Genomic DNA, 16,091 nt, shown 5'->3' with positions numbered 1-16,091 from the left:
AGGTGGGGTGCGGCGCCATACCAGGAGCGCGCGCACAGGCGATCGTACCGACCCGACGGCACCGACCGCGAAACGGTCACCCTCAGTCCCCCAGCGCCTACCGCCCCGTCCTCTCAGTCCCTGTCGCCGTACGACTCCCCGCAGGCCTCCTCGAAGAAGTCGAGGTTCTCCTGGAGGGCCTTCATCAGCCGGTCCCGCTCCCCCTCGTCGACCTGTACCGGTACGACCCCCGAGGCGCCGGTGAGCCGGCGGAAGCCGCCCCGGCGCTCCAGCCTGCCGTGCACCCGCACCGGGAGTCCGACGAGGTGGGCATGGCCGGCGATGCGGTAGTCCTCCTCGCCCAGGGTGACGCGGACGTGCGGGACCTCGGCGCCGGCGAGGACGCGCAGCCGTACGGTGCCCTCGCCGCCGGGCCCGGAGCGGCGCATACGGACCACGGCGCCGGTGATCCGGACCGGCACGGAGGGTTCCTCGCGCAGATAGCGGGCCGCGGCCTCGCACAGGACGGGCAGGTCGCCGGGTGAGAACTCGACGGGTTCGGCGGACGGGGCGCAGCCCTCGGGGACGCCGGCGCCGGGTGCCCAGGCGACCGCGATCCGGGCGCCCTCGGTGCCCCGGACGAGCACGGTCAGCGCCTCGGTCAGCTCGCGGCTGACCCCTGCCTCGACGGCGCCGTCGAAGGCGTCCATGCCGCCGGTGGCCCGCTGGTAGTCGATGGCCTCGCGGGCGGCACAAAGGGCCTGGTGGAGACGGACGGCGAGGGGGCGCCCGGTGGGCACGGGCGCGAAGGCGGTGAGGTGGCGGTCCTCGGCGGCGGGGCCGACGAGGACGTGCTCCAGCAGGGAGACCGCCGCGCGGCGGTGGCGGGCGCCGTGGTAGCCGGCACGCGCGCGTGTGGCGAGCGCGGCGGCGAGCAGCATCTGCCGTGCGGCGCCGCGCAGTTGCTCGTCCGCCGTCCAGGGCGTGGCGCCGGCGGGTCCGTCCGGGGTGTCCCGCCACCAGCGGATCTCGTCACTGGGTACGGCGAGGGAGATCAGCACCTCGCGCGCGGCGGGCGTCTCGCTGCGGGCGAGCGCGTCGAGGGCCTCGCCGAGCAGGTCGTCGCTGTCGGGGAAGGCCCGGCTCTCGGGCACCAGCAGGCTGGTCCCGCCGCCGCCCGGCCCCGGCGGGGTCCAGCGGCCGTAGCGTCCCGGGTCTCCGCCGCGCCGCTGCCAGCCGTGCCGGTGCAGCAGGGCGCCGAGCACGACGGGGTCGACGTGGGCGGGGTCGGGGGGCCGGTGCCAGGCGAGGTCGTCGGGGTGCGGGCGGACCTGGCGCGGCAGCTCCTCGTGCGGACGGCTTCTCATGGCCTGCCTCCCGTCCCGACCCGCGTCATGATCTCGCACAGCGCCCGGTCGTCGAAGATGCGCGAGGTCGGGATCCGCACGGTGGTCCGGTGCCGGCCGGTGACCGGGTGACCGGCCAGGTTGACCCAGTAGCAGCAGTGCCTGAGGTCGAGCCGGTCGTGGCTGGCGCGCAGCCAGTCGTCCTGGGAGCGCGGGACGAGCATCACGACCAGGATCTTGTGCACCGAGACGGGTGTGCGGGCGAGCTTGCGCAGGTGGTCGTTGTCGAGGGTGAAGGAGAAGGAGCGGCCCGGCGGGTTCGGCGCGACCTGGTACGTGGCCTTCAGCTGCACCTTGATGGTGACCTCGTCGTCGACGGTGTGTCCGGGCGCGCTGTGGCTGACGTGCCAGTCGATGCCGTTGTCCGGGAAGGGCTGGGACAGCGAGCAGCCCGCCGCGGCGGCGACCGCGTGCAGATAGCCGACCTGCAGTGTCTCCATGCACGCGGTGGTGGCGAGCGTGCCGCGGACGGTGCCCGGACGATCGGGCAGCAGCCCGCCCCGCTCGGGCTGCGCAATGGCCATGACCAACAGCCTTCCAAGCAATGAGTGTCCCCGCTGCGGGCCGCTGAACTGCAAAGACCCGTACTCCTGTTGTCTCCTCGCGGCGTACGGCGCAAACGGCCCGGGTATCACCAAACGGGCAGAAGACGGAACGTCATCTGCTGTAGGTGAACGAGGAGTTGGGTTCAGATGACGACCTGGTACGAGGGGCCACTGGCCGCCTTCGACACGGAGACGACGGGCGTGGACGTCGAGACCGACCGGATCGTGTCGGCCGCCGTCGTCGTCCAGGACGCACCGGGGACCCGGCCCCGGGTGTCCCGCTGGCTGGTCAACCCGGGTGTGCCGGTGCCCGAGGCGGCGACGGCGGTGCACGGGCTGACGGAGGAACACCTGCAGCACCACGGACGCTGGCCGGCGCCGGTGATGTACGAGATAGCCGAGCAGCTGGCGGAGCACGCGGCGATGGGCCGTCCGCTGGTGGTGATGAACGCACCGTTCGATCTCACGCTGCTGGACCGGGAGTTGCGCCGGCACCGGGCGTCGCCGCTGGACCGCTGGTTCGAGTCGGTGCCGCTCAGGGTGCTGGACCCGCGGGTGCTGGACAAGCACCTGGACCGGTACCGCAAGGGGCGCCGCACACTGACCGACCTGTGCGCGCACTACGGCGTGGCGCTGCAGGACGCGCATGACGCGGCGGCGGACGCACTGGCCGCGCTGGATGTCGTGCGGGCGGTGGGCCGCCGGTTCGCGACCCGGCTGGAGCGCCTCACCCCCGCCGAACTGCACACGCTCCAGGCCAACTGGCACGCGGCGCAGGCCCGCGGCCTGCAGGCGTGGTTCGCGCGCAGCGGCTCGGACGAGATCGTCAGCACGGACTGGCCGCTGCGGCCGGAGCTGCCGGCGGCGGCGTGACCATGCGAAAGGCCGGTCCGCTGCTGCGGACCGGCCTTCTCCGGGTGGGCGATACTGGGTTCGAACCAGTGACCTCTTCGGTGTGAACGAAGCGCTCTCCCACTGAGCTAATCGCCCGGGAACGCACCGAACAATACAGGTCGAGGCGCCGATCCTTCAAACCGCTTCGAGGAGCCGGACCAGTCCCCGCCGCCCGGATCGCATCATCAGGCGGTGATTGGCCCGGAAGACCAGCCGCCCGGGTACGGCGAGCCGCCTGAGCAGGAGCTTGCGTACGTCGACCTCCTGCTCGTAGCGGGCGAGGGTGCCGGGGCCGTGGGCCGTGACCGTCCAGCGGGCCCACCCCTCGATGTCTCCGGACACGGCGACCTCCAGGACCCCGGCGGCGGGATCGCGGCGCGTCTCGCGCGCGGTGAAGGTCATGTCGTACGGCAGCAGGGACCGGATGGTGAGGACGCCGGTGGTGCCGTCCAGCCGGGTCACCGCGCGCACCTGCGGCCACCAGCGGGGATAGTCCTCGGGCCGCTCCAGCACGGCGTACACCGCCGCCGGCCGGGCGGGCAGGGACCACAGGCTGAGGAAGCGGTAGTGGTTCCAGTCCATGGCGGGAGTCTGCCCGGCGCGGCGATCTGAGTACGCGTACTCATGCGGGGCGTGGTGACGCGGGCCACACTCGGGAGGCGAGCGCCGCCGCCCGTGCGACGGCGCTCCCCGGAACCGGCCCGGTTACGGCATCCTGTCGCCGAGGAGGGCCAGGTTCTCGATCGCCGCGAGGCCGTAGAGCGCGGTGTCGTTGCTGGACACCCAGCTCGCCTCGCTGCCCTCGACCAGGGCGGCCGGTCCGGTCAGCTTCTCGGTCCTCCACGGCGAGGACTCGGTGTAGCCGTCGGAGCCGTAGAACTTGGCCCAGGCGCGCTCGGCAAGCGTCGCGTCGCCGGTCTGTACGGCGGCGTAGGCGTCGAGGCGCGAGTGGCCCTGGAAGAGCAGCAGGTTGCCGAAGTCGGTGCCGTAGCGGGCCTTCTGTTCGGCCTTGGTGGCGTTGAAATAGCGGCAGTAGTCGAGGTAGGCCTCCTTGAACCCGGGCATGTCGACCAGGTGGATCAGCTCGGCGCACAGCTCGTTGAGACCGAAGACCGCCGACAGGTGGGAGACGGACACCACCGGCTTGTCGTCGACGGCGAACTTGCCGGTGTCGAGGTCGTACAGCCCGCTGCCCTGGACGAAGCCGTTGGGCTGGGCGGCGATGCCCTCCATCGTGGACAGCACGCGCGCCTTGGCCTTCTCCCACTTGGGGCCCTTGCGTTCCCACTCGGTCAGCCAGGCCGACACCAGGCCGCTCCAGTCGGTGCCGAAGCCGATCGACAGGGCGTGCCGGTCGGGGGTGTAGGGGCCGGTGCGGACCTTGCGCTGCGGGTCGAGGACGAGGAAGGTCTCGTCGGAGTCGACGTTGGCGTGCATCAGGTCGCCGACGCGTTCGTCGCCGGTGAGGAAGTAGTAGAAGCGCCGGTAGGTGGTGTTGGCGATGCGCTGCTGCTTGGCGCTGTCGCCGAAGTGCTGCACGCCGTGCCGGGTGCCGAGGCCCGCCCAGTCACCGAGGTGGTAGACGTCGACCTCGCCGGTGTGCCGGGTGAGCGCCTCGGCGAAGCGGAAGAGGTCGGAGCGGCCGGAGCGCAGGTACGCGTACCAGAGCCACAGGTCGGGCGACAGCTCGGAGTTGTCCCAGGCGTAGCCGCCGACGTCGTACCGCCACTGGTGGCGCACGGTGTCGTAGGTGTGCATGAAGTCGCCGTAGTCCCAGAAGCCGTACCAACGGCGCTGCTCCACCTGGTCCTTGTAGTAGGTGAAGAGGAAGTCGAGGTGGTCCTCGATCTTCGCCTTGGCGGCGGTGGAGCGGTCCGGCTCGGAGAACAGGCCGGGGCCGAAGACCTTGGCCCCGATGAGCTGCCGCGGCGGGGCGGCGAGCTGGGGCAGGACGCGTACGGCTTCGGCCTGCCCGGCCAGGACGTCGGCGGCCGGGGTCGAGTCGTTGGCCCAGAAGAGGAGTTCGGAGGTGCGGGCGATGCCGTAGGGGGTGCCGAAGGCGGGCTCGTAGTCCTCGTAGGTGATGTTGAGGCCCTCGAGCTGCTTGGCGTAGGTGTCCTGGCCCATGCCGTCGTGGTAGAAGCGCAGGTCCATCGGCTGGGCCTCGGGGGACCAGAGCCACAGGGTGACGGTGGCCTCCTCGGTGTGGGCGTCGCGGATGTCGAGCTGGGCCGGGAACTTCTCCCAGAAGTCGCGCAGCCCGAAGGAGAGTCCGCCGCTCGCGCCGCCGACGTAGCCGAAGCCGGAGGCCCGCTTGCCGCCGCCGGCGGCGATCCAGCCGTAGCCCTTCCTGGTGCGCTTGCGGACGGTGAAGCCGTCGGCGGAGAGCTGGGCGAGGGTGTGGTCGCCCCAGTGCGGGATGTACTGCAGGCGCGTGCTGACGCGCTGGTCCCAGGTGGACGGGTCGGGCAGTTTCCGGCCCTCGTACTGGGCGCTCTGCACGGCCGCGCCCGGGTCGCGGCGCAGGCCGGTGATCCCCTGGACGGCCTCGCGCAGCAGTCCGGTGCCCTCGCCGCCGATGCGGATGTGCCGGTCGTACGCCGCGTCGCGCATCGGCACGGAGAAGCGGACGCCGAGCCCGCGGATGAAGTCGCCGGAGGCCTTGCCGGGTTCCTGGGTGCCGTCGTAGGTGATGGTGTGCACCATGCGGAAGGAGTCGGCGCCGGCGTAGAAGTACAGGCGGATCGAGAACGGCAGCCAACTGCGGGCGCCCTTGCGGTGCTTGCCGTCGATCCGGACGACCGCGCGGACCGGGCCGTCCTGTTCCACGGTGACGGAGCCGATGGCGCCGTCGAAGCGCTCGGTCCTCACCGTGCCCTGGTCCTCGTCCTCGGTCTCCGGCTGGCGGATCAGGACGAGGCGCCCGTTCCTGGCGATCTCCGCCGGCCCCCGGGTGACGGACTTGATCAGCGTGGAGCCGTTTTTGCCGATCTTCGCGGTGATGACGCCGGTGGAGACGTCGATGGTGCCGCCGCTCTTGTCGACGGTCACCTTCTGCGCGGGTTCGGCAGGTGTGCCCGCGGTGAGCGTGAGCTTGCCGTTGCCCGAACTCACCGCATGGGCCGTCCACTTGAGGGAGCCGTCGGGCCAGTAGGCGAGCGGCCAGGTCTGGACGGGGACGTCCTTGCCGGCGGCGTCCGTGAGCGCGAAGGCCTGGTCCTCCTGGTAGGCGCCCATGGGCCAGGGCACGCCGACCGTGGAGCCGGGCGCGGCGCCGAGGCCGCCGCCCTCCAGCCAGTCCAGGGTCACGGGGCCGGCTCCGCCGGCCGCGGCTCTCGGCGCGGCCTCGGCGTCCCTGGCCCCCAGGGCCCAGCTGAACGGCGCGGCGGCTCCGGCGACGGCGGCCGCCTTGAGGAGGGACCTGCGGGGGATGGGAGACATGGCCTTCCTTCCACAGAGTGACTGATCAGGGGCATGACAGAGAGGCGCGGCGCCCATGGCACCGGCCTTGAGGCAGGTCAGCGGCGCCGGTACCGCTCCTCCACGGCGACGGCCGCCGCCGTGACGGCCCCGAGCACAGGCACCGCCAGCGGGGCGATGAGCAGGGCGGAACAGCAGATGAGGACCGCTCCGCCGACGAGCAGGAAGGATCCGGCGGGGTCGCGGACGGTACGGCGGCCGGCCTCGGCGAGCAGGGTCCGCCAGCGCTCGCCCGGGGCCCAGACGGCCGCCGCGCGCAGCCCGGCGCGTACGGCCTGCACCTCCAGCCAGGCCAGGGCCGCGGCCGCCCAGCCGGCGAGCCCGACCGCCCAGCCCCCGCGCAGGGCGGCGCGGAAGTCGGCGGCGAACTCCCGCAGGCCGCCGGCCCGATGGCCGGTACGGCGGCGCAGATGCCGGGCGCCGGCGGCGAAGGCGGCCGGGTAGGTCACCAACCCCAGACAGGCCACCGCGATCCACACGCCGGTCAGCAGACACTCGGCGAAGACGGCGAACCGCTCCGCGAACGCCGCTTCCCCCCGCGGCCTCACCCGTGCCTGGGCCATGGCCCGCCTCACCCCTTCAGTCCGGAGGTCGCCATCCCGTCGATCAGATAGCGCTGGAAGGCGAGGAAGAACAGCAGCACGGGCAGGAGCGCGACCAGGGACATCGCGATCATCCCGCCGTAGTTGGCGGCGACGCCGTCGGAGTCGCGGAACATCATCAGGCCGAGCGAGACCGTGTACTTGCCCGGCTCGTTGAGGTAGATCAGCGGGCCCATGAAGTCGTTCCAGGCGTTGATGAAGGTGAAGATCGCGCTGGTGATGAGTGCGGGCCGGGACAGCGGCAGCACGATCGACCAGTAGATGCGCAGGTGCCCGCAGCCGTCGAGCCGGGCGGCCTCGTCCAGTTCCTTCGGCAGGTTCCGCATGAACTGCACCATGAGGAAGACGAAGAAGGCCTCCGTGGCCAGGTACTTGCCGATCAGCAGCGGGACATAGGTGTTGACCCAGCCCAGCTTCTGGAACATCACGTACTGCGGGATCAGCAGCACGTGGTACGGCAGCAGCAGCGTGCCGATCATCAGCGAGAAGAGCACGTTGCGGCCGGCGAACCGGATGCGGGCGAAGGCGTACGCGGTCAGCGAGCAGGAGATGAGCACGCCGACGACGGCACCGCCGGCGTAGAAGAGGGAGTTCTGGAAGAACGTCCAGATCCGGACGTCCGCGATGCCGTCGGCGAGCCCCTTGAAGTTGCTCAGGACCGGGTGGGACGGGAACAGCGTGAGGCTGTTGATGATGTCCTTGCTGGGTTTGAAGGAGGCGCCGATCACCCAGACCACCGGGTACAGGATGACCGCGAGGATCAGCAGGGCGCCGAGGTGCCAGGCGAGGGAGCCGGTGCGCCGACGGGCCTGCAGGGGGGACTTGGTCGTCGTGGTGGCGCTCATCGGGTGTCCTCCTCGTAGTGCACCCACTTCTTCTGGGACCAGAAGAGGACGGCCGTCACCAGGGCCACGGCGAGCAGCAGCATCCAGGCCATGGCGGAGGCGAAGCCCATCTGGGCGTTCTTGAAGCCCTGCTGGTAGAGGTAGCAGGTGTAGACGAGCGTGGCGTCGGCCGGTCCGCAGTAGGTGTTGGAGACGACGTACGCCGAGCCGAAGATCTGGAAGGAGTGGATGGTCTCCAGGAGCACGTTGAAGAAGAGCACCGGGGAGATCATCGGCAGGGTGATGTTCCAGAACTTCCGGAAGGGTCCGGCGCCGTCCATCTCGGCGGCCTCGTACAGCTCCCCCGGCACCTGCTTCAGCCCGGCCAGGAAGATGACCATCGGCGCGCCGAACTGCCACACCGTCAGCGCGACCAGGCAGTACAGCACCCAGTCGGCGTTGCCGACCCAGCCGCCGACGTGCCAGCCGAAGAAGGACTGCGTACGGTCCACGATCGCGCCGTCCGAGAACAGCGACCGCCACACGAAGCCGACCGAGACGCTCGCGCCGATCAGCGAGGGGGCGTAGAAGGCGGCACGGTAGAAGGCCTGGCCGCGACGGCTCTGGGCGAGCAGGAGGGCCACCCCGAGGGCGAGCAGCAGCTTCAGCGGGGTGCCGATGATCACGTACTTGGCCGTCACCTCCACCGACTTCTGCCAGCGGGGGTCGTCGAACATCCTGGTGAAGTTGTCGAGCCCGACCCACTTCGGGGCGTTGAAGAGGTTGTAGTCGGTGAAGGCGAAGTACAGCGAGGCGACCATCGGGCCCGCGGTCAGCAGCAGGAAGCCCGCGATCCACGGGGACATGAAGAGGTAGCCGGCGAGGTTCTCGCGGCGGCGGCCGGGCCGCCCCGTGGTGGCGGAGGCGGCCGGGCGTGTCTTGCGGGCGGCGGGCACGGAGTCCTTGACGAGCGTCACGGCATGGTTCCCCTCAGGCCTGGAAGGCGGCCTCGGACTCGGTGAAGAACTGCTTCACCGCGTCGGAGACCTTCGTCTTGCCCTGTCCGAGGTCGCCGCCGATGCGCAGGAAGGAGGCCTCGACGGTGTCGGCACCGGAGGGGTGCGGGGTGATCGTGCCGAGGACGCCGGCCTTGGCGGTGTCCACCTCGTACTGCGCGATCTCCTTGTTCACCTCGTCGGCCGGCTTGAACGCGCCGTACTGCTCGGTGCTCGCGAGGATGCCGCGGTCGTAGCCCATGATCCTGCCGACCTCGGGGTCGTGGCACATGAAGTCGATGAACTGCGCGACCTCCTTCGGGTGGGAGGTGTGGGAGGAGGCGCTGAGCATCAGGGAGGCGAGGTACTGGCCCGTCTGCTTGCCGTCCGTGGTCGGGATCGGAGCGAGGCCGTACGTGCTGCTGCCCTCCGCCGAGTAGCGGACGGTGAAGTTGTCCCAGGTGAACTCCGAGGCGCCGTGTCCGGCGGAGAGCGAGGACTTGGGCTTGTCCTGCTGGACGACCTTCGGGTCGGTGACGATGCCCGCCTTGACGCGGTTGTAGCCGTCGGTCCACCACTCCGTCAGATCGGCCTGGTCGAAGCCGAGTCCGTCCTTGGTGAAGAACGCCTTGCCGTTCTGGCGGAGGTAGAGGTCGTAGAGATACATGATCGTGAAGTAGCCGGTGTCCCCGGGAACCTTCGTCTTGTCGTGGATCGTCTTCAACGCCTTGAAGTAGTCGTCCCAGGTCCAGCCGGCGTGCGGCTCGACGCCCGCCTTCTGGAAGACCTTCTCGTCGATGACGAGCGCCATGGTGTTGGAGCCGACGGGAATTCCGAGCTGCTTGCCGTCGACCTCGCCGACCTTCGTGACGCCGTCCCGGAAGTGATCCAGGCTCAGATTTCCAGCCTGCACCTGGGAGTTGAGATCGAGCAGAATTCCGCGCTTGTCGTACTTCCGAAGAAAAGTGACGGCGTTTTGGAAAACATCCGGAGGATTTCCGCCGGCGGCCTGGGTCTGGAACTTCTCCCAGAACGACTCGTACGTCTGGAAGTCCGTCTTGACCTTGATCTTCGGGTACTTCTTCGCGAAGAGGGTGATGGTCTGGTTGATCTTCTTCGCCCGCTCCTCGGCACCCCACCAGGAGTAACGGATCGTCACCGTTCCGTTCCCTGAACCGCTTCCGCCGCCGCAGCCGGTCACCGCGGTGAGCCCTAGCGCGGCGGCCGACGCCCCGGCCGCCTTCAGGATCGTACGCCTCTCAGGATTCCTGCTGGTTCCCACAGTCGGGCCCTCCCCGCAGCGTCGTCGCCGCTCGCCATGAATCGTTTCAAGTAAGCGCTTGCTGGCACAAGGTACGGAGGGGCCAGGGGTGCGTCAATGATTCGGACAGGATTTTCTCGCGGGGCGCGGGGGCGCACACTCCGGCTGCGGGCTGTTGGTGCAGGTGAGGCGGAGTGCGGTCGGGGGGCGTGTTCAGCTGGTCAGGTTGGCGAGCCAGGTCAGCAGGATCCGGTTCGTCTCCTCGGGGCGTTCCTGCTGGACGAAGTGGCCGCAACCGTCGAGGACGTGCGAGCCGAGCAGGCCGGGCAGGGTTTCGGGGAAGGCCTTGACCGCATCCGCCAGCCAGGCGAGCGAGGCGTCCAGGGCCCCGGCGACGAACAGCGACGGCTGCGTGATCGGGGCGCCCTCGTAGCCGGCCAGGTCCGCCCAGTCCCGGTCCATGTTCCGGTACCGGTTCAGCGCCCCGGTCAGGCCCGTCCGCTCGAACTCCCCGGCGAAGACGTCGAGGTCACACTCCCCCAGCCAGCCCGGCAGCGGGCCGGTGGGGAAGCGTTCCCGCAGGGTGCCGCCACGGGCGACGAAGTGCGGGTCGGGGGCGCCGGGTGCGGGCATGGTGTCCGCGGACAGGGCCGCGTAGAAGCCCGCGAGCCAGCCGCGCACATCGGGTTCGATCTCCGCCTCCGCCCGGCCGGGGCGGAGGAAGTACGAGACGTAGAACTCCTCGGAGACCGAGCCGTCCCTGCTGTCCGCACCCTCACCGCCGCCACCGCTGTGGCCGTCGCCGGCGTTCCCGCTCATCCGTGCGAAGACCTCGCTGGGGCGCGGGCCGCCGGGCGGGGTGTACGGGACGCTCAGCAGGGCCACGGCGCGGAATACGTCCGGCCTGGTCAGGGCGGAGGCGGCGGCGATCGACGCGCCCCAGTCGTGGCCGACCACCACCGCGGGCTCCTCCCCCAGGGCCTCCACCACGGCGACGTTGTCCGCGACGAGGTCGAGCATCCGGTACGCGTCCACGGCCGCCGGCCTGGACGAACGGCCGTAGCCGCGGACGTCGAGGGCCACCGCGCGGTAGCCGGCGGCGGCCAGCGCCGGCAACTGATGACGCCAGGAGTACCAGGACTCCGGGAACCCGTGCACGAGCAGCACCAGCGGGCCGCGCCCCTGCTCCACGAGGTGGATCCGCCCGGCGGGCGAGGGGACCAGGCGGTGGGTGCGGTCAGGGGCGGCGGTCGGAAGCTGGGGCACGGGGGCTCCTGAGGGGTTTGGCGGGCGGGACCGGTGAGGCCTGCGCGGCGCCTGCCGGGTCGCTGTGCCGGTGATCGCGGCGCCTGGCCCGATGATCCTGCGCGCCGCCCGCCGGGCACGAGGCTTGTTGCCGGTCCGGCAAAACCGGCGCCCTCGCACCACGCCCTTCTCGTGCCGGAAGCCGGTGCACACGCCGACGGCCCACCTGCTGTTTCGCAGGTGGGCCGTCGGTCCGGGTGGGCGATACTGGGTTCGAACCAGTGACCTCTTCGGTGTGAACGAAGCGCTCTCCCACTGAGCTAATCGCCCGGGCGCAGGGAGAACATTACCCCATGTCAGGCGGTGCTTCCGACCAGCGGCGGGCCGGCGGACACCCGCGGCGGCGGCGCTCGGTTACTGATCCTTGATCTTCCACGGCATGACGACGCCGAACTTCAACAGGTAGGTCCCGGCCAGCGCCGCTGCGATCGTCAGCCCAATGGCGGTCAGCATGATGTTGCGCCGGCGCACCTTGGGATCGAGGGCCCGCTGGGCCGCCTCGGTGACCTTGCGTTTGGTCCAGCGGAGCATGAGTTGGGCCCAGACGAACTCGGTCGCCCAGATCGCCATGCCGGCGAAGATCACCACCCAGCCGGGTCCCGGCAGCGGCAGCATGACGATGCCCGTGACGACGACAGCGAGGCCGACCACGAAGACGCCGGCCTGCCAGCTCATATGCAGGACACGGCGGGACTTGATGAATTCGGGCGCGCGGGAACCGAGCCCGTCCCCGGCCTCCTGCCCGGCACCCCGGCCCCTCGCCCCCGGGTCCGCCGGCGCCTTGCCGGCTGCCACAGCGGCCTCGCCCGGCTCGTCACTCCCCGTATTCATACAGACAAACCCTACCGGAGTGAATCGGGTCACCGGAATGGTCGTAGGTCTGGTACGAGTTCTCGGCCGGAAGAGTTACGTAAAGACACGCAAAACCCTCAGAGGGGTTTACAACGGCACCGTAGGTGGCATGTCGATTTCGCCGACGTGCGAATCCCCGAGCGCACACTGAGCGAAAGGCCCTGGCGCTTATGAACACCACGGTCAGCTGCGAGCTGCACCTGCGCCTCGTTGTGTCGAGCGAGTCCTCCCTGCCTGTCCCCGCAGGCCTGCGGTACGACACGGCCGACCCCTACGCCGTGCACGCCACCTTCCACACCGGAGCCGAGGAAACCGTCGAGTGGGTGTTCGCCCGCGACCTCCTCGCCGAGGGGCTGCACCGGCCCACCGGCACCGGAGACGTCCGCGTCTGGCCATCGCGCAGTCATGGCCAGGGCGTCGTCTGCATCGCCCTCAGCTCCCCGGAGGGGGAGGCCCTGCTCGAGGCCCCGGCGCGGGCCCTGGAGTCCTTCCTGAAGCGAACCGACGCCGCCGTGCCGCCCGGCACGGAACACCGGCACTTCGATCTGGATCAGGAGCTGTCGCACATCCTGGCGGAAAGCTAGGCCGCGGCCATCGAAAGCAGCCCGGCGCCGTCCACTCGGGGAGACGGCTCGGGCCAGGACAACCGCATACGGCACAGCCCGGCGCCGTCACCGTGAGCGTTCACGGGGCGGCGTCGGCCTGTGCCGGCCCCTGCGGGGAGCGGGCGGATCCGGGAACTCTGCCGGGCGCAAAGGCGTTCTCCGGGCAGTCGAGGTCGGGTACGGGCCCCCCGGGTGGGCGCGCTTGTCGCTACCATCGGCCAGCATCGGCGGGCGAGGCCCGACCCCCAGGCCAGGGAGCGAAACGTGCTGATCACCCACGACACCCGGTGCGCCCTCGACACCGTGGTCGACCTGGTGAACACCGCGCCGGAGGAAGGCGCGGCGGCGGACGGACTGCCCGACGTCCCGGCTCTCGCTGATTTCGTACGAAAGCACGAAATCAGCGATGTGGGTGCGCTGTCGGAGTTCGACCTCTCGGCGGTGCGCAGGGTCCGGGGGCGCTTCGCGGCGATCTTCGCGGCCCCGGAGGCCAAGTCCGCCGCAGGATTGATCAACGAACTGGTCGCCGCGGCCGGCACCACCCCGCGCCTGACGGACCACGACGGCTACGACTGGCATGTGCACTACTTCGCGCCGGGCGCCTCCGTGGCCGACCATCTCGCCGCCGACTGCGGGATGGCACTCGCCTTCTTCGTGGTGGCCGGGGAGCAGGAGCGGCTGCGGCGCTGCGAGGCACCGGACTGCCGGCACGCCTTCGTCGATCTCTCCCGCAACCGCTCGCGCCGCTACTGCGACAGCCGCACCTGTGGAAACCGGCTGCATGTGGCCGCCTACCGGGCCCGGCGCAAGGAGGCGACGGGCTGACCGGCCGCGCGGCAGCGGGGCCCTGGCGCGGATTCGAGACGCCCGGCAGGACCGGACCGACGTCTGTCCCGGCGGGTGGCGCCGGGACGGACGCGTACGGCTCACAGCAACAGCAGGTCGTGCAGCGCAGCCATGAGGAGCAGACACCCGATCACCGCAAGGAAGATCATCAGCGGTGGCTGGGATAGGGCGAAGAGGCACCCGCGCGGCTCGTCCTTCGGCGGCGCGGCCTCGCTCTGTGTCGTGTCCAGCATCTCGCGGGAGATCATGGCGCAGGAGTAGCCTCGTACGCGATCAACACGCCACCTGCGTGCGGGAGTTGCCCTATTCCGCGCCGTCCCGTCCGACTTGCTTCGGGTTGTGAACGGATCCGGACGCGCCCGTGACGGACTGTGTCGCTTCAGTCCAGGCGGTCCGACGTGCCCTTACGCCGCCGCCCCTGCCGTGCGACCGTCATATGCCGTGCTTCTTGAGGATGGCCTCGATGTCGCTGAAGTCGTCGGCGGAGCCTGTGGCGCGCGGGGCGGTGGCGGATCCGGTCGCCTGCCGCTTCCCCGGGCCCAGGGAGGGGGCAGAGGCCGTGGGAGCCACGGCGTCGGCCGCTGCGCCGCGGGCCGCTCTGCGCTCGGCACGGGTCCCGCCGCGCCGGCGCTCGACCGCGCGGGTGCCCGCGAAGATCAGCCAGGCCACGCCCAGCACCCCGAAGCCCGCCCAGGCGGTGGGACTGAAGGCGGTGTCCGCGATCCAGCCGACGACCCCGGTCATCACCAGGCCGACCGGCACCAGCGCGTAGGCCGCGATGCGGGCCGCCGCCAGGAAACGCTTGCGGTAGGCCGTGACCACCGCGATGCCCAGGCCTGCCGCGGACGCGGCGGAGCAGACGGTCTCGGCAATCATCCGGTCCTCCTGGCGGGCTCGGTCGGGTGGAAGGCGGAACACAGGAAACGGTGGGACACACGCAATGATCAGCACGCGGCACGCCGGGCCGGCGCACCTCGTCCCTTCCATCCTGCACCGCCCCGTCCCCGCGATGCCATGCCCTCGGCGGACATCAGGGACATCTCCGGGTCGCCTCCTACTGGAGTGCCGTACCGTCCCGATTGGGTCGGCCGGGTCCGGCCTGGAAGACTGGGCCGCATGAGCGACTCCTCCCCCGCGCGCGCCGACGCCCTCGTTCTCGACGTCTGGTGCGAGCTGCAGTGCCCCGACTGCCGTACGGCCCTGGACGACATCCGCGCCCTGCGCGCCCGCTACGGCGACCGGCTGGAGCTGCGGCTGCGGCATTTCCCGCTGGAGAAGCACAAGCACTCCTTCGCCGCCGCCCAGGCCGCCGAGGAGGCGCTGGAGCAGGGCGCCGGCTGGCCGTACGTGGAGGCCGTGCTGGAGCGGGTCGAGGAGCTGGACCGCGAGGGGGAGCCCTTCCTGGTCGAGATGGCCCGCGAACTCGGGCTCGACGCCGAGGAGTTCGACACCGCGCTGATCGACGGCCGGCACATCCTGATCGTGGACGCCGACCAGGCGGAGGGCAAGGCCATCGGGGTGACCGGCACCCCGACGTACGTCATCGGCGGCGAACGCCTGGACGGCGGCAAGAGCCAGGAGGGCCTGCGCGAGCGCATCGAGGAGATCGCCGACCGGCTGCTGGGCGGCCAGGGCGCGTGAGCCCTGCGGCCCGAGCCCTACAGCAGGGGCTTGGCGAGGGCGTGGACCACCGTTTCGTAGCCGAGTGACTCGTACAGCCGCTCGGCCGGGGTGTTGCCGGCGAAGACGTTGAGTCCGAGGATTGTCCGCCCGGCCTCCGCCGCCTGGCGCTCCGCCAGGAGCATGAGCGTACGGCCGTGCCCCCGGCCGCGATGGGCGTCGTCCGTCTTCACGTCGAACACGAACGCCTTGTCGCCCTGGAGGGCCACCCAGAGGGTACCCACCTGCACTCCTTCGTGCTCCAGGACGCTGAACAGCATGCCCTCCGTGTGGAGCCCGTGCGGCAACAGTTTCGCGTGGCCCTCCCGGACGCGGGCGCGGGTGGCGGCCTCCGGGAGTCCCAGCTCGATCCACACGCGGGCGTAGTGCTCGCTCTCGTACGCCCGCCAGACCTCGAACTCGGCCTCGGTCATGGACCGCGCCCGGCTGCCCGGCGGCAGTTCGGGCGGGGTGGTGCCGAGCCGCTTCTCCATGCCGCGGTTGCGCGGGGTGTAGCCGAGGGTGCCGAACAGCCGCAGGGCGATGTCTGCCGAGGCGGGGACGAGGGTCTCGATCTGTGTGCAGCCCCAGCCGCGCGCGACCTCCTCGGCGGCGAGCGCGGCCACCGCGCCCCGGCCGCGCCGCCGGTCCGGCTCGGCGATCCGCAGATCGATGACGCGTGCCACGGAGTCGCCGAGGGACGGCGAGGTGCCGAGGTGTATCTCGCCTACGGGGCGGCTGTTCACGCACACCTGGTAGCGGCGCGAACGGGTGCCGTCGGCGTTGTGCTGGAGCGGCTCGGTCGGCCGCAGGGTCGTGGTCATCACCGGTGTTCTAC

General features: G+C 70.9%; 17 protein-coding genes and 2 tRNA genes. 4 read left to right on the top strand and 15 right to left on the bottom strand.

Features of this window, described 5'->3' with window-relative positions:
* Positions 1-113: 113 nt before the first annotated feature.
* Entirely contained in the window at positions 114-1,346 is a 1,233-nt protein-coding gene (locus A6P39_RS33405) for a hypothetical protein (protein ID WP_067046254.1), read from the bottom strand.
* On the bottom strand, positions 1,343-1,909 hold the full coding sequence (locus A6P39_RS33400) for a DUF4365 domain-containing protein (protein WP_067046252.1): 567 nt from the start codon (positions 1,907-1,909) through the stop codon (positions 1,343-1,345). Before A6P39_RS33400 ends, A6P39_RS33405 begins: the two co-directional genes overlap by 4 nt.
* A 168-nt stretch (positions 1,910-2,077) precedes the next feature.
* On the opposite strand from A6P39_RS33400, the gene A6P39_RS33395 reads away from it, so the two are divergent.
* Positions 2,078-2,803, top strand: a complete 726-nt coding sequence (locus A6P39_RS33395) for a 3'-5' exonuclease (protein WP_067046250.1) — start codon at positions 2,078-2,080, stop codon at positions 2,801-2,803.
* Between the two features lie 45 nt (positions 2,804-2,848).
* On the opposite strand, the gene A6P39_RS33390 is transcribed toward A6P39_RS33395, so the two are convergent.
* From A6P39_RS33390 to A6P39_RS33345, 10 genes are all read right to left on the bottom strand, one after another.
* Positions 2,849-2,920: transfer RNA gene (locus tag A6P39_RS33390), tRNA-Val, on the bottom strand.
* A 39-nt stretch (positions 2,921-2,959) separates the two neighbouring features.
* Entirely contained in the window at positions 2,960-3,406 is a 447-nt protein-coding gene (locus A6P39_RS33385; RefSeq protein ID WP_067046248.1) for an SRPBCC family protein, read from the bottom strand.
* Between the two features lie 123 nt (positions 3,407-3,529).
* On the bottom strand, positions 3,530-6,265 hold the full coding sequence (locus A6P39_RS33380; protein ID WP_067046246.1) for an exo-rhamnogalacturonan lyase family protein: 2,736 nt from the start codon (positions 6,263-6,265) through the stop codon (positions 3,530-3,532).
* A gap of 77 nt (positions 6,266-6,342) precedes the next feature.
* The gene (locus A6P39_RS33375) at positions 6,343-6,867 is read right to left on the bottom strand and encodes a hypothetical protein (protein ID WP_067046244.1); all 525 of its coding nucleotides are present in this window, start codon (positions 6,865-6,867) and stop codon (positions 6,343-6,345) included.
* An 8-nt stretch (positions 6,868-6,875) separates the two neighbouring features.
* Complete coding sequence (locus tag A6P39_RS33370) at positions 6,876-7,751, bottom strand: carbohydrate ABC transporter permease (RefSeq protein ID WP_067046242.1); 876 nt, start codon at positions 7,749-7,751, stop codon at positions 6,876-6,878.
* Entirely contained in the window at positions 7,748-8,707 is a 960-nt protein-coding gene (locus tag A6P39_RS33365; RefSeq protein ID WP_067046240.1) for a carbohydrate ABC transporter permease, read from the bottom strand. Before A6P39_RS33365 ends, A6P39_RS33370 begins: the two co-directional genes overlap by 4 nt.
* 13 nt (positions 8,708-8,720) lie before the next feature.
* Positions 8,721-10,007: an ABC transporter substrate-binding protein gene (locus A6P39_RS33360; protein ID WP_067046238.1), complete on the bottom strand. Its 1,287-nt coding sequence runs from the start codon at positions 10,005-10,007 to the stop codon at positions 8,721-8,723.
* A 192-nt stretch (positions 10,008-10,199) separates the two neighbouring features.
* Entirely contained in the window at positions 10,200-11,252 is a 1,053-nt protein-coding gene (locus A6P39_RS33355) for an alpha/beta fold hydrolase (RefSeq protein ID WP_067046236.1), read from the bottom strand.
* 237 nt (positions 11,253-11,489) lie between these two features.
* Positions 11,490-11,561: transfer RNA gene (locus A6P39_RS33350), tRNA-Val, on the bottom strand.
* Positions 11,562-11,645: 84 nt separating this feature from the next.
* Complete coding sequence (locus A6P39_RS33345) at positions 11,646-12,122, bottom strand: TIGR02611 family protein (protein ID WP_067046234.1); 477 nt, start codon at positions 12,120-12,122, stop codon at positions 11,646-11,648.
* A 191-nt stretch (positions 12,123-12,313) separates the two neighbouring features.
* On the opposite strand from A6P39_RS33345, the gene A6P39_RS33340 reads away from it, so the two are divergent.
* Together A6P39_RS33340 and A6P39_RS33335 are read left to right on the top strand one after the other, a co-directional pair.
* Positions 12,314-12,727, top strand: coding sequence for an SsgA family sporulation/cell division regulator (locus A6P39_RS33340; RefSeq protein WP_004002642.1), 414 nt, complete (start codon positions 12,314-12,316; stop codon positions 12,725-12,727).
* 285 nt (positions 12,728-13,012) lie between these two features.
* Positions 13,013-13,573, top strand: coding sequence for a CGNR zinc finger domain-containing protein (locus A6P39_RS33335; protein WP_067046232.1), 561 nt, complete (start codon positions 13,013-13,015; stop codon positions 13,571-13,573).
* 101 nt (positions 13,574-13,674) lie between these two features.
* Here A6P39_RS33335 and A6P39_RS33330 read toward each other — a convergent pair whose 3' ends face one another.
* Positions 13,675-13,842, bottom strand: coding sequence for a hypothetical protein (locus A6P39_RS33330; protein WP_159396064.1), 168 nt, complete (start codon positions 13,840-13,842; stop codon positions 13,675-13,677).
* A gap of 184 nt (positions 13,843-14,026) precedes the next feature.
* Positions 14,027-14,470, bottom strand: coding sequence for a hypothetical protein (locus A6P39_RS33325; protein WP_067046229.1), 444 nt, complete (start codon positions 14,468-14,470; stop codon positions 14,027-14,029).
* Between the two features lie 240 nt (positions 14,471-14,710).
* Between A6P39_RS33325 and A6P39_RS33320 the strand changes: the two genes are divergently transcribed.
* Positions 14,711-15,235 (top strand): DsbA family protein, encoded by a 525-nt coding sequence (locus A6P39_RS33320; protein ID WP_199840812.1) that lies wholly within the window; start codon positions 14,711-14,713, stop codon positions 15,233-15,235.
* 17 nt (positions 15,236-15,252) lie between these two features.
* On the opposite strand, the gene A6P39_RS33315 is transcribed toward A6P39_RS33320, so the two are convergent.
* Positions 15,253-16,077 carry a GNAT family N-acetyltransferase gene (locus tag A6P39_RS33315; protein WP_067046227.1) on the bottom strand — a complete coding sequence of 275 codons (825 nt, stop codon included), beginning with the start codon at positions 16,075-16,077 and terminating at the stop codon, positions 15,253-15,255.
* Positions 16,078-16,091 lie beyond the last annotated feature (14 nt).

The sequence above is a fragment of the Streptomyces sp. FXJ1.172 genome (genome assembly GCF_001636945.3).
In the GTDB taxonomy this organism is placed as follows: Bacteria; Actinomycetota; Actinomycetes; order Streptomycetales; family Streptomycetaceae; genus Streptomyces.
The sequence above is the reverse complement of the archived record's forward strand: the minus strand, read 5'-3'. Positions and strand labels throughout refer to the sequence as shown.

What these genes read in the sequence shown, in the direction of transcription:
- A6P39_RS33405 (WP_067046254.1), bottom strand. Translation starts at nt 1,346, where the DNA reads ATGAGAAGCCGTCCGCACGAGGAGCTGCCGCGCCAGGTCCGCCCGCAC.
- A6P39_RS33400 (WP_067046252.1), bottom strand. Translation starts at nt 1,909, where the DNA reads ATGGCCATTGCGCAGCCCGAGCGGGGCGGGCTGCTGCCCGATCGTCCG.
- A6P39_RS33395 (WP_067046250.1), top strand. Translation starts at nt 2,078, where the DNA reads ATGACGACCTGGTACGAGGGGCCACTGGCCGCCTTCGACACGGAGACG.
- A6P39_RS33385 (WP_067046248.1), bottom strand. Translation starts at nt 3,406, where the DNA reads ATGGACTGGAACCACTACCGCTTCCTCAGCCTGTGGTCCCTGCCCGCC.
- A6P39_RS33380 (WP_067046246.1), bottom strand. Translation starts at nt 6,265, where the DNA reads ATGTCTCCCATCCCCCGCAGGTCCCTCCTCAAGGCGGCCGCCGTCGCC.
- A6P39_RS33375 (WP_067046244.1), bottom strand. Translation starts at nt 6,867, where the DNA reads ATGGCCCAGGCACGGGTGAGGCCGCGGGGGGAAGCGGCGTTCGCGGAG.
- A6P39_RS33370 (WP_067046242.1), bottom strand. Translation starts at nt 7,751, where the DNA reads ATGAGCGCCACCACGACGACCAAGTCCCCCCTGCAGGCCCGTCGGCGC.
- A6P39_RS33345 (WP_067046234.1), bottom strand. Translation starts at nt 12,122, where the DNA reads ATGAATACGGGGAGTGACGAGCCGGGCGAGGCCGCTGTGGCAGCCGGC.
- A6P39_RS33340 (WP_004002642.1), top strand. Translation starts at nt 12,314, where the DNA reads ATGAACACCACGGTCAGCTGCGAGCTGCACCTGCGCCTCGTTGTGTCG.
- A6P39_RS33330 (WP_159396064.1), bottom strand. Translation starts at nt 13,842, where the DNA reads ATGATCTCCCGCGAGATGCTGGACACGACACAGAGCGAGGCCGCGCCG.
- A6P39_RS33325 (WP_067046229.1), bottom strand. Translation starts at nt 14,470, where the DNA reads ATGATTGCCGAGACCGTCTGCTCCGCCGCGTCCGCGGCAGGCCTGGGC.
- A6P39_RS33320 (WP_199840812.1), top strand. Translation starts at nt 14,711, where the DNA reads ATGAGCGACTCCTCCCCCGCGCGCGCCGACGCCCTCGTTCTCGACGTC.
- A6P39_RS33315 (WP_067046227.1), bottom strand. Translation starts at nt 16,077, where the DNA reads ATGACCACGACCCTGCGGCCGACCGAGCCGCTCCAGCACAACGCCGAC.